The sequence below is a fragment of the Empedobacter sp. UBA5528 genome (assembly GCF_002426075.1).
GTDB classification, from domain to species: domain Bacteria; phylum Bacteroidota; class Bacteroidia; order Flavobacteriales; family Weeksellaceae; genus Empedobacter; species Empedobacter falsenii_B.
Genome location: NZ_DINY01000011.1, coordinates 65339 through 79803 on the forward strand (window position 1 = coordinate 65339; position 14465 = coordinate 79803).

14 protein-coding genes are annotated in these 14465 nt (G+C 31.1%); 5 read left to right on the top strand and 9 right to left on the bottom strand.

Annotated elements, in window-relative coordinates; genetic code table 11:
* Positions 1 to 292: 292 nt before the first annotated feature.
* Both B4L98_RS03165 and B4L98_RS03170 read left to right on the top strand, forming a co-directional pair.
* Complete coding sequence (locus tag B4L98_RS03165) at positions 293 to 2200, top strand: AMP-binding protein (RefSeq protein ID WP_115000246.1); 1908 nt, start codon at positions 293 to 295, stop codon at positions 2198 to 2200.
* A 97-nt stretch (positions 2201 to 2297) separates the two neighbouring features.
* Positions 2298 to 4169, top strand: coding sequence for an Nramp family divalent metal transporter (locus B4L98_RS03170; protein ID WP_038335783.1), 1872 nt, complete (start codon positions 2298 to 2300; stop codon positions 4167 to 4169).
* Between the two features lie 57 nt (positions 4170 to 4226).
* Here the strand turns inward: B4L98_RS03170 and B4L98_RS03175 are convergent, their stop codons facing one another.
* The 4 genes from B4L98_RS03175 to recG all read right to left on the bottom strand — a co-directional run bounded on the left by B4L98_RS03175 (position 4227) and on the right by recG (position 9019).
* Positions 4227 to 4745, bottom strand: a complete 519-nt coding sequence (locus tag B4L98_RS03175) for an ankyrin repeat domain-containing protein (protein ID WP_115000247.1) — start codon at positions 4743 to 4745, stop codon at positions 4227 to 4229.
* A 61-nt stretch (positions 4746 to 4806) separates the two neighbouring features.
* Positions 4807 to 6330, bottom strand: a complete 1524-nt coding sequence (locus B4L98_RS03180) for a catalase (protein ID WP_180906765.1) — start codon at positions 6328 to 6330, stop codon at positions 4807 to 4809.
* 240 nt (positions 6331 to 6570) lie between these two features.
* Positions 6571 to 6735 carry a hypothetical protein gene (locus B4L98_RS03185; RefSeq protein ID WP_181816300.1) on the bottom strand — a complete coding sequence of 55 codons (165 nt, stop codon included), beginning with the start codon at positions 6733 to 6735 and terminating at the stop codon, positions 6571 to 6573.
* 178 nt (positions 6736 to 6913) lie between these two features.
* Complete coding sequence (gene recG / locus B4L98_RS03190) at positions 6914 to 9019, bottom strand: ATP-dependent DNA helicase RecG (protein WP_286494808.1); 2106 nt, start codon at positions 9017 to 9019, stop codon at positions 6914 to 6916.
* A gap of 111 nt (positions 9020 to 9130) precedes the next feature.
* Here recG and B4L98_RS03195 point away from each other — a divergent pair, with 111 nt between their 5' ends.
* Both B4L98_RS03195 and B4L98_RS03200 read left to right on the top strand, forming a co-directional pair.
* Positions 9131 to 9724: a thioredoxin family protein gene (locus B4L98_RS03195; protein WP_115000253.1), complete on the top strand. Its 594-nt coding sequence runs from the start codon at positions 9131 to 9133 to the stop codon at positions 9722 to 9724.
* A gap of 70 nt (positions 9725 to 9794) precedes the next feature.
* On the top strand, positions 9795 to 10355 hold the full coding sequence (locus B4L98_RS03200) for a TlpA family protein disulfide reductase (RefSeq protein WP_115000255.1): 561 nt from the start codon (positions 9795 to 9797) through the stop codon (positions 10353 to 10355).
* 65 nt (positions 10356 to 10420) lie between these two features.
* Here the strand turns inward: B4L98_RS03200 and B4L98_RS03205 are convergent, their stop codons facing one another.
* Positions 10421 to 10972, bottom strand: a complete 552-nt coding sequence (locus B4L98_RS03205) for a DUF1697 domain-containing protein (RefSeq protein ID WP_115000257.1) — start codon at positions 10970 to 10972, stop codon at positions 10421 to 10423.
* A gap of 140 nt (positions 10973 to 11112) precedes the next feature.
* On the opposite strand from B4L98_RS03205, the gene B4L98_RS03210 reads away from it, so the two are divergent.
* Positions 11113 to 11685: a TMEM175 family protein gene (locus B4L98_RS03210; RefSeq protein ID WP_115000259.1), complete on the top strand. Its 573-nt coding sequence runs from the start codon at positions 11113 to 11115 to the stop codon at positions 11683 to 11685.
* Here B4L98_RS03210 and B4L98_RS03215 read toward each other — a convergent pair whose 3' ends face one another.
* The 4 genes from B4L98_RS03215 to B4L98_RS03230 all read right to left on the bottom strand — a co-directional run.
* Positions 11686 to 12750: an NAD(P)H-dependent flavin oxidoreductase gene (locus B4L98_RS03215; RefSeq protein WP_221854445.1), complete on the bottom strand. Its 1065-nt coding sequence runs from the start codon at positions 12748 to 12750 to the stop codon at positions 11686 to 11688. It abuts the gene before it with no gap.
* A 6-nt stretch (positions 12751 to 12756) separates the two neighbouring features.
* The gene (locus tag B4L98_RS03220; RefSeq protein WP_221854444.1) at positions 12757 to 13056 is read right to left on the bottom strand and encodes a DUF3861 domain-containing protein; all 300 of its coding nucleotides are present in this window, start codon (positions 13054 to 13056) and stop codon (positions 12757 to 12759) included.
* A gap of 127 nt (positions 13057 to 13183) precedes the next feature.
* On the bottom strand, positions 13184 to 13933 hold the full coding sequence (locus B4L98_RS03225; RefSeq protein WP_286494806.1) for a GLPGLI family protein: 750 nt from the start codon (positions 13931 to 13933) through the stop codon (positions 13184 to 13186).
* 338 nt (positions 13934 to 14271) lie between these two features.
* Positions 14272 to 14465: transposase (locus tag B4L98_RS03230; RefSeq protein WP_291077512.1), on the bottom strand; the 194-nt coding region annotated here is incomplete at its 5' end.

Genomic DNA, 14465 nt, shown 5'->3' on the forward strand with positions numbered 1-14465 from the left:
TTAAATATACAATATTTTATTTTTTATTGACTATAATATTCAACTGATTTTATCACGTTTTTTAAGTCTTTATTTTTAATCAATCTAATTTATAACGTACTTTTTACACTATTAATTTAATAATAAAAGTTGATTAATATAATCTGATTTTATCAATTTACAATTATATACTACTTTTTATTGTATAGTTGATAAATAATTAACTGTCCTAAAACAAACATTTTAAACTTTATTATTAATTCTAAACATTTTTCTAACTTAACAAAACAAATAAAACACAGCACACACATAAATGGATTACAAAACTTTATACTCAAAAAGTATTGAAGAACCTGAACTTTTTTGGAAAGAAGAAGCGCAGAAATTAGCATGGTCAACTTACCCTGAACAAATCTTAAAACAAAATGAAAACGGATATTATTCGTGGTTTGTTGACGGAAAAATAAATATGAGCCGTTTGGCTTTGGAGGAAAATATAAAAGCTGGACGCGGAGAACAATTTGCTTTAATTTACGATTCTCCTGTTACAGAAGTTGTTCAAAAAATTACGTACAATCAGCTTTTAGAAAAAGTAAGTCGTTTTGCAGGAGGTCTTACATCCTTAGGATTATCAAAAGGTGATACAGCAATTATTTATATGCCTATGATTCCAGAAGCAATTGTTGCGATGCTTGCTTGTGCGAGAATTGGTGTAATACATTCTGTTGTTTTTGGAGGTTTTGCAGCGCCAGAATTAGCTATTCGTATTGATGATGCTCAACCTGATGTTATTATTTCTGCGTCTTATGGAGTAGAAATTAATCGTCAAATCAACTATAAACCATTGATTGATGAAGCAATTGAATTAACACTTTACAAACCAAAAAACATTGTCATTTTTGAACGTCCAAATCACACCGATGATTTATCAGCAGAAAACGTTCATACCTATGATGAAATGTATCAACATCAACCTATAGAACCTATCGAAGTTCCAAGTACACATCCATTATATATTTTGTATACTTCTGGAACAACTTCTACGCCAAAAGGTGTCGTACGCGATACAGGAGGTTATGCAACTGCACTAAATTCGACAATGAACTATTTTTATGATTTAGAACCAGGTGATACAATTCTTACTGCAAGTGATATTGGTTGGGTTGTTGGACATTCCTATATCGTTTATGCGCCGTTAATTTATGGTGTTACAACGGTTATTTATGAAGGAAAACCAATCAAAACTCCTGACGCTGGAGCTTTTTGGAGAATGGTTGAAGAACATAAAATCAAAAATGTTTTCACAGCTCCAACAGCAATTCGAGCAATTCGAAAAGAAGATCCAGAAGGAAAATTATTCCAAAAATACGATACGTCAAGTCTGAAACGTTTATTCTTAGCAGGAGAACGTTGTGATACATCTACTTATTATTGGTTAAAAGAAATTTCAAAATTACCCGTTATTGATCATTGGTGGCAGACAGAAAGCGGCTGGCCAATGTTAGGAATTTGTGTTGGAATCGAAAATATAATGCCTGAACCTGGCGCAGCTGGATTACCTGTTTTTGGGTATAATATAAAAATTGTAAATGAAGAAGGACAAGAAAATGATATACGAGAGGAAGGTTCTATCGTGATTCAGCTTCCACTTCCTCCTGGTTGTATGACAAGTTTATGGCGAAATGAACACCGATTTATAAAAGGTTATTTTCAACAATTTCCGAATCATTATTTAACTGGTGACGGAGGTTTTAGAGATGAAAATGGTTTTGTATTTATTACAGGTCGAACTGATGATATTATTAATGTCGCTGGTCATAGGTTAAGTACTGCAACAATGGAAGAATTGGTTTCTTCTCATCCTGATATTACAGAATGTGCGGTTGTGGGAATTAAAGATGAATTGAAAGGTCAAATTCCAATAGGTTTGATTGTTACAAAAGAAAACGCATCAAAATCGGAAGAAGAAATCGAAAAAGATTTGATTGCTTTATTACGCAAAGAAATTGGCGGAATTGCCTGTTTCAAAACATCTATAATAGTTAACAGACTACCAAAAACACGAAGCGGAAAAATATTACGCAAAACTTTATCTCAAATTGCAGACGGAACACCATTCACAATTCCATCTACAATTGATGATGCTACAGTTTTAGATGAATTAATTCACGAATTTTCAAGAAGAAACGTAGGTCTAGCCTTTGCGATTTCGTCAATATAATCCATTTTATTCATTCACTATTTCAAAAGCAGTAATTCCTACTATTACTGCTTTTTTTATTCATTTTTACATAAATTTGAATTAGAAATATCATTCAATGCCAAATCAATCCAAATCATTAGAAGATGTGCACGAAAGTGTTCAAATCAAAAAAGGAAAGTTTAGAAAAATCCTAAGTTTTTTTGGACCTGCCTACTTAATAAGCGTTGGTTACATGGATCCGGGAAACTGGGCAACCGATTTAGCAGGCGGCAGCCAATTTGGTTATACTTTGATTTGGGTTTTATTGATGAGTAACATAATGGCTTTGTTATTACAAAGTTTATGTACACGTTTGGGAATTGTTCGACGAAAAGATTTGGCGCAATGTAACCGAGAAACTTATCCGAAAGGAATGAATCTCATCTTGTATATTTTAGCCGAAATAGCTATTGCAGCTTGTGATTTAGCAGAAATTTTGGGAATGGCAATTGGTCTAAATTTACTTTTTGGAATAGATTTGATCTATGGTGTTTTAATCAGTTTCTTAGACACTTTTCTCCTACTTTATCTTCAAAAATTAGGCATGCGAAAAATGGAACTTTTCATTGTTGGTTTAATCACGATGATTGGTTTATGTTTTTTAACCGAAATGTTTTTAGCAAAACCAGATTTTGGAGAAGTTGCAAAAGGATTTATTCCATCTATTCCAAATAGCGCTGCATTGTATATCAGCATTGGTATTATCGGCGCAACTGTAATGCCGCATAATCTTTATTTACATTCTGCACTCGTCCAAACGCGGCAAATAAAACGCGATGATTTTTCAATCAAAAAAGCCCTCAAATATAACTTTTGGGATAGCGCAATTGCTCTGAATTTAGCCTTCTTTGTCAATGCTGCAATCTTAATTTTAGCTTCATCCGTATTCCATAAAAACGGCTATCACGATGTTGCAGAACTGAGCGATGCTTATAGATTATTGGGGACAACTTTAGGAACAGATTTGGCTCCAAAATTATTCGCAGTTGCTTTAATTTTAGCTGGACAAAGCTCTACAGTTACAGGAACTTTAGCTGGACAAATTGTGATGGAAGGATATTTACATCTACGTATTAATCCTGTTTTGAGAAGAATTTTGACACGATTATTAGCCGTAGTTCCAGCAGTTGTAGTCATTCTTATTTTTGGAGAAAAAGAAGTCGGTTCTTTACTAATTTTCAGTCAAGTTATCCTAAGTATGCAATTGGCTTTTGCGGTAATTCCGTTGATTCATTTTGTGAGTGATAAAGCGAAAATGGGGAATTTTGCAATCAATACAACAACCAAATTTTTTGCATGGACAATCGCTTTTATTATTTCATTTCTGAATGCGCAATTGGTGTATGAAGAAGTTAATAAATGGATGGCAAATAGTGAATCTTACACTTTAAATATTTTTCTTATAGCGTTAGAAATAGGACTTTTAGTTTTATTATTGCTGACATTTTTTATTCCAATTATGTTGAAGAAAAATGAAGAACATCAAAAGGAAATTCATGAACCATTTGAGAAGTTTACGTTAGAAGAAATTTCGAATCAACATTTCAAAAAGATTGTTGTTGCGTTAGATTTTTCGAAAACGGATAGAAAAGTGATTAATTATGCGACACAATTAGCTACTACAGAATCTACCATTATTTTGGTTCATATTGTCGAAAGTGCTTCTGCAAAATACACGGGAGAGCGTACGAATGATGAAGAATCTCTGTCAGATTTGAAACGTTTAGAACAATATGCAGAGATCATTCGACCTTTGTTTAATGAAACTAAAATCGAATTAGGTTACAATAATCGAATCAATTCAATTGCTGAAATTTGTAAACGAAATCAAGCAGATTTGTTGATTGTTGGTTCGCACGGACACCGAGGTTTTATGGATTTTATTTTTGGAGAAACGATTAATAAATTAAGGCATCGCGTTAATATTCCGGTCTTTATTGCAAAATAATAAAAAGCCATTCAGAATTTTTCTGAATGGCTTTTTGATTAGATTAAAATATAAAAATTATTTGATCGATAATAATTCAATCATTTCTTTATTTTCTTGTAAAATAGCATGATCTAAAGCAGTTTTACCATTATTATCTTTAATGTTTAAATCTGCACCAGCTTCGATTAGTTTTTTGGCAATTTCATTTTGACCAAATGTTACAGCAAAAATCAAAGCAGAAGCTCCATTAAAATTCACTTGATTAACATCAGCCTTATTCGCAATTAGTAAATTTACCATTTCAGGAAATCCTCTAAAGACGGCTCCCATCAACGCATTGTTTCCAGATAAATCTTGCGCATTAGGATTTGCTCCTTTTGATAATAATACTTTCGCAGCGTCTGAACTGTTATTATAAATCGCTAAAATTAAAGGTGTAAATCCACGTTGATTTGCTTCATTTACATGTTTTCCATTCGAAATTAATTCTTCTATTTGCTTCACATTATTTTCTCTCGCCGCACTAAACAAATCTTGTGCATAAATTGAAGAAAAACTGAATAGAAATAAGGCTAAAAATATATACTTTTTCATGATAATATTGATTTTATGAAAGTCATGGAGCCAAACTCAATCGACTCCAATCCAATAGAAATTATTTTGGTAAATATTGCTTTACATCGCTCATAGAAGTATTTGTAGCCTTCATCAAACGTGTTCCATATTCTGTATTTGCTTGGTAAAAATGTGCAATCATTTTATGAACAATTACTTTATTTTTAACCGAATTTAAAGCTCCAGATAAATTTTTGATTAAGTTATCTTGATCTTTTTTAGAGAATGATTTGTACAAATCTCCAGCTTGTACAAAGTTATTTTCTTTATCAATGACATGCTGAGTTGTTATAGCTCCTGCAGGAAAAACAGATTTTGAATACTTGAATTTTGCATTATCTACAACCTCAGGAAGATTAGTTGAAGGTTGATAATTTACATCACCTTTTTGCTCACGGATCGACATATAACCGTCTTGATTATATGTTTTTACACTATTTTTTGGTGCATTAACAGGAATTTGTTGGAAATTACCCGTTAAACGATGACGTTGTGTATCAGAATAGGAAAACAAACGACCTTGTAACAATTTATCTTCAGAAGCTTCAATTCCTGGAACCAACGTAGCTGGAGCAAATGCTGCTTGCTCAACTTGTTGAAAATAATTCGTTGGATTCTCATTCAATGTCATTGTTCCAACTTTAACTAACTTTACAACAGATTCTGGCCAAATTTTCGTTACATCAACAGGATTGAAATCTAATTTATCAAAATCTTCTCGTTTCAATAATTGAACATATAAATCCCATTTCGGAAAGTTTCCTTTGTCGATTTCATTACGTAAATCTAATGTTGCATGTTCTATTTCAGTCGATTGAATTTTATTCGCTTCTTCTTGTGTTAAATTTTTCGTTTCTTGTTGAGGAACCCATTTGTATTTCACATAAGTTACTTCACCTTTTGCATTTACCCATTTGTAAGCATGTACACCATTTCCTTCCATTTGACGAAAATTTGCAGGAATTCCATAATCTGAAAACAACCACGTTAACATATGCGTAGACTCTGGTAAATTAGAGAAAAAATCAAATACACGATTTGGATCAGATGCGCCATTTGTTACAGGAGATGGCCTGAAAGCATGCACCATATCTGGGAATTTGATCGCATCTCGAATAAAGAAAACAGGTAAATTGTTTCCAACTAAATCGTAATTTCCTAGTTCTGTGTAAAATTTAACAGCAAATCCACGTGGATCACGATAAGTTTCTGGCGAACCTTGTTGATGCGTTACAGTTGAAAAACGTACAAATAATGGTGTTTTTTTACCAGCTGTTGACAAGAAATCAGCCATTGTCACATCAGAAAAATCTTTATCAGCTACAAATTCTCCGAAAGCTCCAGCTCCACGCGCATGAACAACACGTTCTGGAATACGTTCGCGATCAAATGCTGCTAATTTTTCAATTAAATGAATGTCCTCCAACAAAACTTGTCCGTTATTTCCGATTGTTTTAGAATTTTGATTATCTCCAACTGGAGCGCCTGTGTTTGTTGTTAATTGTTGGGCAAATCCAATCGTAGAAAGGAATGCTAAACTTAATACTAAACTTCTTTTGATCATAATTATAGTTTTATTCTTTATTTATCATTTTAAGACAGAGCAAAACTAAATCTGTTATAATTATAAATCAAATCTATAAAATCTATTAGATATAATTAATTTTTATAATAATTATAACCCAATCCTTTACAAGGAAGAAAAAGGTGATATATTATTTCGCAATAAATGAATAAATAAAAATGATGAAGAATTTTAGAAATAAAAAAAAACCACTTATTTAGCGGTTTTGAGAGATATTATTTAATTTTTTCTAAATCGTTGAAAAGACATAGAAGGTTTAATTTTTATCGATTCATTAGCTATTAATACCATTAAATTCAAATGCTGATTGAACATCCATAGTGAATTTCCTTCAACCTCTACTCCTTGTGGAGTTCTGATAAGTTCTAAATTTGTGTACATCATAATCTATAATTTTTTGGTTGACGCTAATATTGTGTTAAAAATAATTTTTAATGTTAATTTCATTTAACACAACTGATAAAATTAAAAGTTTCTAATAAAATTCAGTATTTTGTATTTGTTTTTTAATAAACATAAATTATACCAAAAAATATACAAATGGTTTCCTTCATGTTAAATTTTAAGAAATTTGACTCCAACCAACTTTATCTTTATGATTTTCAATAAAATATTTTTTTGTTGGCTCATAAATCGAAGAAGAAAGTGTCGGATCTTGTGAAAGAATAGCTTCTACACATTTTCTTGCAGCATACAAAACTTCTTTGTCTTTCGCTAAATCAGCAATTTTAAGATTGAGAACTCCACTTTGTTGCGTTCCCATCATATCACCAGGACCACGCAATTCCAAGTCAACTTCTGCTACCTGAAAACCATCATTAGTTTCACACATTGTCTGAATTCTACGTTTCGAAACTTCATTCAATTTCCCTCCCGTCATCAAAATACAATACGATTGTTCCGCTCCACGACCTACGCGGCCACGAAGTTGATGCAATTGAGAAAGTCCAAAACGTTCAGAATTTTCAATAATCATCACCGACGCATTTGGGACATTAACACCTACTTCTATCACAGTTGTCGCCACCAAAATTTGAGTTTCATTATTTTTGAAACGATTCATTTCAAATTCTTTATCCGCAGGTTTTTGACGACCATGCACAATACTTATCGCATATTCTGACAACGGAAAAGCACGAGAAATACTCTCGTAACCATCCATCAAATCTTTCAATTCTAACTTTGCTGATTCTTCAATCAGTGGATAAACCACATAAATTTGACGACCTTTCGCAATCTCATCTTTCATAAATTTGAAAACGCTTAAACGATGCGCATCTGTTTTATGAAGTGTTTTGATAGGTTTTCGTCCTTTTGGCAATTCATCAATCACCGAAACATCCAAATCGCCATACATTGTCATCGAAAGTGTACGTGGAATTGGCGTGGCTGTCATCACTAAAATATGTGGTGGAAGTTTAGCTTTTCTCCAAAATTTAGCACGTTGAGCGACTCCAAAACGATGCTGTTCATCAATAATCGCTAATCCTAAATTCTGAAAAATCACATTATCTTCCAACAAAGCATGCGTCCCGATAATGATTTTAAGTTTTCCATTTTCAAGATTTTCTAAAATTGGTTGACGCTTTTTCTTTGTCACCGAACCCGTTAATAACTCAACCGAAACATCCAAACCATTCAATAATTCTGTAATACTTTCGTAATGTTGTTGCGCAAGAATTTCTGTTGGTGCAATTAAAGCTGCTTGAAAACCATTGTCGACAGCAATCAACATCGTTAATAATGCAACCATCGTTTTTCCAGAACCAACATCACCTTGCAACAAACGATTCATTTGCGCAGGTTGACGAAGATCAAAGCGAATTTCTTTCATCACTCTTTTCTGTGCATTTGTCAATTCAAAAGGTAAATATTCATTGTAAAATGTATTGAAATAATGACCAATTTCTGGGAAAGGATTACTTCTATTCTTTTGTTTATTGACTGCTTTTTGAGAGAGATTTGCAAGATTTAGAAAGAAAAATTCTTCAAATTTCAGACGACGAATTGCTGCATTTAATTCTGTTACATCTTTCGGAAAATGAATTGCTTTCAACGCGTCATTTCTTCCAACTAATTTATAATGATCGAGAACATTTAAAGGTAAATTCTCAGGAATATCAATATTTTCAGCAAAAAGATTCATCATCATTTTTTGAAGAACACGATTCGTAATTCCTTTTTTCGTCAACTTTTCAGTACTCGGATAAACAGGAAATAATCCAAGCGGAATATTTTTAGCGTCTTCAACTAATTCAATTTCAGGATGTGTAATACTAAAATTATTATTGAACACATTTGGTTTTCCGTAAATCACAACTTCTTTGAAAAGATCATTTCTTAATTTCTCCTTTTGCCAAGAAGAAACTTTAAACCAAACTAATTCTAAAGTTCCAGTTCCATCTTGAAATTTCCCAACTAAACGTTTTACTTTTCCTTGGTTAATTTCTTCTAAACTAACAATTTTACCTTTCAATTGTATTTCGGCTGCTGTTGATGAAATTTCTGAAATTTTATAGAATTTCGATTTATCAACATAACGAAAAGGAAAATGCTGTATCAAATCTTCGTATCTAAAAATTCTGAATTCACTTTGCAGTGTTTTAGCACGCTCAGGTCCAGCACCTTTTAAATATTCTATTGTTTTTTTTAATGGATTTTGATACATTTTTCTACTTTCGAAAGTCGCAATTTACCAAATTTTAACGATAAACAATGTCATCATTGTTACAAAATAAGCTCGTAGAATTGCTTTATATTTGTAACAAATTAGAATCAAATGAATTTAACAGAATACATCAACAAAGGTTTATCATACGAAGATTATATCACACGCGTTGAAGATGATTTGGAAAACGAAATCGAAAACGATGATCCGAAAGAATATGTACAATATTATGCTTTGGGATTGCAACGCATGAACAGAATTTTTAAAACATTCAGTTTAAATCCTGCTCAAGAAATACGCGTTAAATCAACTACAAATAATTTAAAATTATTAGTAATTACAGAAGGTTGGTGTGGAGATGCATCTCAAATTTTACCTGTTGTGGAGAAATTGGCAAATGCACTTCAAGTTTCGACGCATTATGTTTTACGTGATGAAAACATGGAGTTGATGGAAAAATACAAAACAAATGGTGCAGCTTCTATTCCGATTATTATTGGAGTGAATGATGAAAATGAAGAAGCTTTCCGTTTTGGTCCTCGTCCACAAGCTGGAATGGAAATGTTGGCGCGTTTCAAAAGTAATCCTGATACGTATTCAGCAGATGATTTTCACGAAGATTTACAAAAATATTACAACAATAATAAAGGTGAAGATATTGTAAATGAAATTTTAGATTTGATTGACGAAAACATCGGTAATTAATCATTTTTTTCTATTTGTTCAACTTGATATTTGTTCGCATCTTTGTGTAAGATTTTATTGAAAAAGAAAAATGAAAGGAAATAAGCAAATTATTTTTGCCATCGTTGTAGTTGTCGCTTTAGTCGCTATTATGTTTACGCCAATTGGTACATTTTTTAAAAGTAAAATGGAAGATAATAGCCACGTTGCTGGTTCTGATATAGAATTAACAGAAAGTGATTATGATATTGATTTAATTGGTCATAACGGCGCTGCGAATACAAACTTGATTGATTTCAAGAAAAGTGGTGAAGTTGTTTTCCTAAATTTTTGGGGAAGCTGGTGTCCTCCTTGTGTTGCAGAAATGCCAACAATTCAGAAATTGTATGAAGCAAAAGGACAAAAAGTAAAATTTGTATTGATTGCTATTCAGGATAAACCGACAGTTTTTAATCCTTTTTTGCAAAAAAATAATTATACAATGCCAGTTTATGAGCCAAATAGTCCAATTTCGAATAATATGTTACCAAAGGTTTTTCCAACAACTTATATCTTAAATAAAAAAGGTGAAGTTGTGTTGAAAGAAACAAAAACGAGAGATTGGAACGATAAAGAAATTAATGATTTATTAGATAAATTAATCGCTGAATAATTTCATTCAAAAAGATAAAAAACCGTTATTAAATGATTAATAACGGTTTTTTTTATATCTGTAATTTAATTTTCTCTCATCAATGCTAATTGCAATAAAGCAGTTGTTGTATTTTGATTACGTGTAGTAGCACTTACATTAAATAGATTTTCGAAAAAATTATTGGTCAATTTTGTTTTTCCGTAACCAGAAGGACAATACAAATAAACGACATCATCAGCAATAAAATATTGTTCATCTTCAGTTTTCGAATTTTCAACTTTTTCAGTATTTATTTCCTCAGGTTTATTGGCTAAAAATGTATAATGCAAAAACTCTTTATCGATGCTAAAATCCTTTAAGAATGGATTATTTTCGATGATGTTTTTTAATTTTTCGATGGTTAAAATCAAAATTGGAACTTCAAAAGATAAACTTTCTACAATTTTATCGTGAATTAAATCTCCAATTTCTTTGATATCAGTCAAATTTGTCGAAAAAACTGCATTTCCACTTTGCACGTAAGTGGTAACATTTTCCAGTCTAAGTTCCTCTAAAAGTTTGGTTAAAACATCCATTTTGATGATTTTTTTACCACTCACATTTATACCTCTCAGAATTGCAATAAAAGTATTCATAAAACTATCTCTATTTACGAGAAACTTTGTTTAAAATTATGAAAATAAATATAATAGAAATTTTAAAACAAATCCCTAATTGTTACGATAATTTTGATAAATTAGCATCATTCTGAATAATAAAAAAACTAATAAAACCTATGACTACAAACAGATTAGAAGCTTTTAGCGATGGCGTTCTTGCAATTATTATTACCATTATGGTTTTGGATCTGAAAGTTCCGCTTGGAGATGATATAATGAGTTTGAAACCTTATATCCCAAAATTTCTGAATTATTTGTTCAGTTTTATTTATGTTGGAATTTATTGGAACAATCATCATCATCTTTTTCAGGCGATTGAGAAAGTAAATGGCGGAATTTTATGGAGTAATTTGCACTTGCTTTTTTGGTTGTCTTTATTACCAGTTTCCACAGGTTGGATGGGCGAAAATTACGACTCAACTTTTCCAGTTGCTTTTTATGGATTTGTCTTATTTATGAGCAGTGTAGCATTTATGATTATTGAAAAAATCGCTGTAAAACAAGAAGGAAAAGAATCAATAATTGGGAAATCTGTGAGTAGAAGTTTTAAAGAAATTTCTTCGAGTATTGGTTATTTGGCTGGAATCGGAATTTCATTTGTAAAACCAGAAATTGGTATTGTCATTTATGCTTTAATTGCTTTACTATGGCTAATTCCAGATAGAAGAATTGAAAAATCGATGCGATAATTATTGATAATTTTCCACAGAATCAATTAATTTTTGAAGAAGATTAGATGTAGAATCTTCTTCAAAATTTTTAAAAGATTGTCCTAACCATAAATTAGTAAACGCTGTATTTTCGTTCAATTTAGAAGCATTTCTCAACGGATTTGTTAATTTATTTTGATAAGGATAAGGTAAAACAAACTCAGAGTTTTCAAATAAATGAATAAATTCATTCTCAATTCCTCGTGCATATCTTCCAGAAAAACTTTTCGTCAAGATAATTTCACTTTCCCTTACATTTTTTAATCGTTCTTTTTCGAAGGATTTTAAAGCACTTTCATTGGAACACAAAAACAAACTACCAATCTGAAAAGCATCTGCACCCAATTGTTTAGCAGCCAAAAGTGTTTTCGTATCATAAATTCCACCAGCAAAAATCAACGGCTTTTTTACAACATCCTTTACTTGCGAAAACAATGAAAAGCCACCAATTTGAGGCAAAATATCTGGATTAAATGTTCCACGATGCCCACCTGCTTCAATTCCTTGTACACAAATCACATCAATATTCGATTTTTCCAATTGTATCGCTTCTTCCAGCGTTGTACAAGTCCCTATTAATGTCACATGATGTTCTTTAAGACGATTAATAGAATTATCGTCAAAATTGCCAAAAGTAAAACTCAAGATTTTGCACTTTTCTTGTAAAATTACTTCTATTTGTTCCTTATAACCATTTGGTTTTACAGCTTCAATCTCAGGAAAAACGATATCAAAGTTTTGTAGACGCGCAAGCTCAATTAACTTATTTTTTGTTGCATTATACTTTTGCTTTAATTCTGGTGTGATTTCAGGAATATCGTTCGCAAAAATATTGATAGCAAAAGGTTTATTCGTTAATTTTTTGGTTTGATAAATTCGCTTCAATGAATTTTCTGCATCCAAATCAGCAATTGGCAAAGAACCTAAACAGTTACAATTACTTGCTGCAGCAACCATTTCTGATGTCGTTACTCCAAACATTGGCGCTTGAATAATCGGATATTTTACGCCAAATAATGCTGTTAGTTCATTTTGCCAAATCATCTTTTTTTACTTTAAATTTTCTTTCAATTTAGGCATAAAAACTTTTATCGCAGGAAGTAAATCCTCAAAAATTGGATTGTTTTTATTCTTCATAACCACTTCCAAAAACAACTTTAAACCTATTGCAAATTCTACTGATTGATTTTCATTTTCGAACGGATTTTTAGATTTTATCATTTCAATAATCTTAAAAATCTCATCATGATTCATAAAATCTAAAACGATTGGAGCCTGTAATGGTGCATCTTTGTCTAATAATTCGGTCTGTTCTAACGTTAATTTGTAGTGATTTCCTTTCTTTGTCATATATCTAATTTTTCCAAAAGTAACAGATTAGAATTATCAAAAATTAAAATGATTATTCGTTTAATTGATTGATTAAATCAATAATATTTATTCAAAAAAAGAGTCACATTTCTGCAACTCTCTTTTGTTATTTATCAACTCCTTGATTTACTTGCTTATGACGTTCATTCATTGCTTTCATTTCCGCCATAAATTCTTTGTCTGTCACAACTTTTCCCTTTGTTGGCAAAGTAATCACAATATCTTTATCTAAAATTTCGATTTCTTTCATTGTAAAAATAGCCTTGAACTCATCTTCTGACATTTCTGCTTTCACAATCAATCCTGGTAAATTTGCATAACGATAAGGACCATCTCTATAAGGTAAACTTGTTGTATACCACGCTATCACCTCTCTTCCTTCCTCATCTATTCCAACTGCTTTTGTCGCGTTATAACCTGCTATTTCTGTTTTTTCTTTTGTGATTTTCCATTGATAATCAAAGATTTTATCTTTAATCAAAAAGGTTTTCACGCCAAAATCTTTCACATTATAAAATTCATTTTTTTCATAATCTTTATATTGTGGATTTGCTTCTGCAGCAATAATCATCTGCACAATAGAATTGTCATTGGATTGATTATTATCAATTTTAATTTCAGGTTTGAAAGAAGACATTTTACCATTACTCTCCAATACAAATTTCACCGAAATTCCGCGATCTATTTCACTTTTGAAACTCGCTTGATACGCAGCAGGGATACTACTTTTGATCTTATCGAAATCTAAAATAAAATCTGTGTTGTAGATTACTTTTATGTTCTCCTTTTTAGTTTGTGCAAAAGAAATAATAGACGAAATAGTTGTAAAACATACCGAAAATATAAGTTTTTTCATGTTATAATAATTTATGGTTTTGTTATTCTCAAAAGTAAAGAAACAAAGGTAATGAATTTGTTAAATAAGGCACAATAAATCATATCAGATTCATAAAATATAATTTAAAAATTTAACAATTTCCTAAAATTGAGAATCAAATAAATTGAAAGAATAAATATTACTTTTAAAATATATTGACGACCAAAATTTATGAAATTACAAAAAGGAATTACAGGTTTTGACTCCACTCCTAATATACAACAGAAGATTTAGAGAAAATTCTGAAAAGAATTAAATATCCATTTACCAAGACAGAAGTTATTCTGAAAATGAATGATTCTTACCCGTTGTGCATATTAAATAATTTGAGTTTTTAGATTATTAATATTTCGATTAAAGTATGTTTTATTAATGTACTGAACCAAAGTAAGTGCAGTAGTTTTAGCTAAAATTCTGGTTTTAAACCCTTCGAAAGTCTTTGCATAATTTCGTCTAATCATAAACTGATCACATAGTTGAGAAAATAACGTTTCAATTCTTTTTCGATACT

Coding starts and splice junctions, on each gene's coding strand:
- B4L98_RS03165 (WP_115000246.1), top strand. CDS start 293: ATGGATTACAAAACTTTATACTCAAAAAGTATTGAAGAACCTGAACTT.
- B4L98_RS03170 (WP_038335783.1), top strand. CDS start 2,298: ATGCCAAATCAATCCAAATCATTAGAAGATGTGCACGAAAGTGTTCAA.
- B4L98_RS03175 (WP_115000247.1), bottom strand. CDS start 4,745: ATGAAAAAGTATATATTTTTAGCCTTATTTCTATTCAGTTTTTCTTCA.
- B4L98_RS03180 (WP_180906765.1), bottom strand. CDS start 6,330: ATGATCAAAAGAAGTTTAGTATTAAGTTTAGCATTCCTTTCTACGATT.
- B4L98_RS03185 (WP_181816300.1), bottom strand. CDS start 6,735: ATGATGTACACAAATTTAGAACTTATCAGAACTCCACAAGGAGTAGAG.
- recG (WP_286494808.1), bottom strand. CDS start 9,019: ATGTATCAAAATCCATTAAAAAAAACAATAGAATATTTAAAAGGTGCT.
- B4L98_RS03195 (WP_115000253.1), top strand. CDS start 9,131: ATGAATTTAACAGAATACATCAACAAAGGTTTATCATACGAAGATTAT.
- B4L98_RS03200 (WP_115000255.1), top strand. CDS start 9,795: ATGAAAGGAAATAAGCAAATTATTTTTGCCATCGTTGTAGTTGTCGCT.
- B4L98_RS03205 (WP_115000257.1), bottom strand. CDS start 10,972: ATGAATACTTTTATTGCAATTCTGAGAGGTATAAATGTGAGTGGTAAA.
- B4L98_RS03210 (WP_115000259.1), top strand. CDS start 11,113: ATGACTACAAACAGATTAGAAGCTTTTAGCGATGGCGTTCTTGCAATT.
- B4L98_RS03215 (WP_221854445.1), bottom strand. CDS start 12,750: ATGATTTGGCAAAATGAACTAACAGCATTATTTGGCGTAAAATATCCG.
- B4L98_RS03220 (WP_221854444.1), bottom strand. CDS start 13,056: ATGACAAAGAAAGGAAATCACTACAAATTAACGTTAGAACAGACCGAA.
- B4L98_RS03225 (WP_286494806.1), bottom strand. CDS start 13,933: ATGAAAAAACTTATATTTTCGGTATGTTTTACAACTATTTCGTCTATT.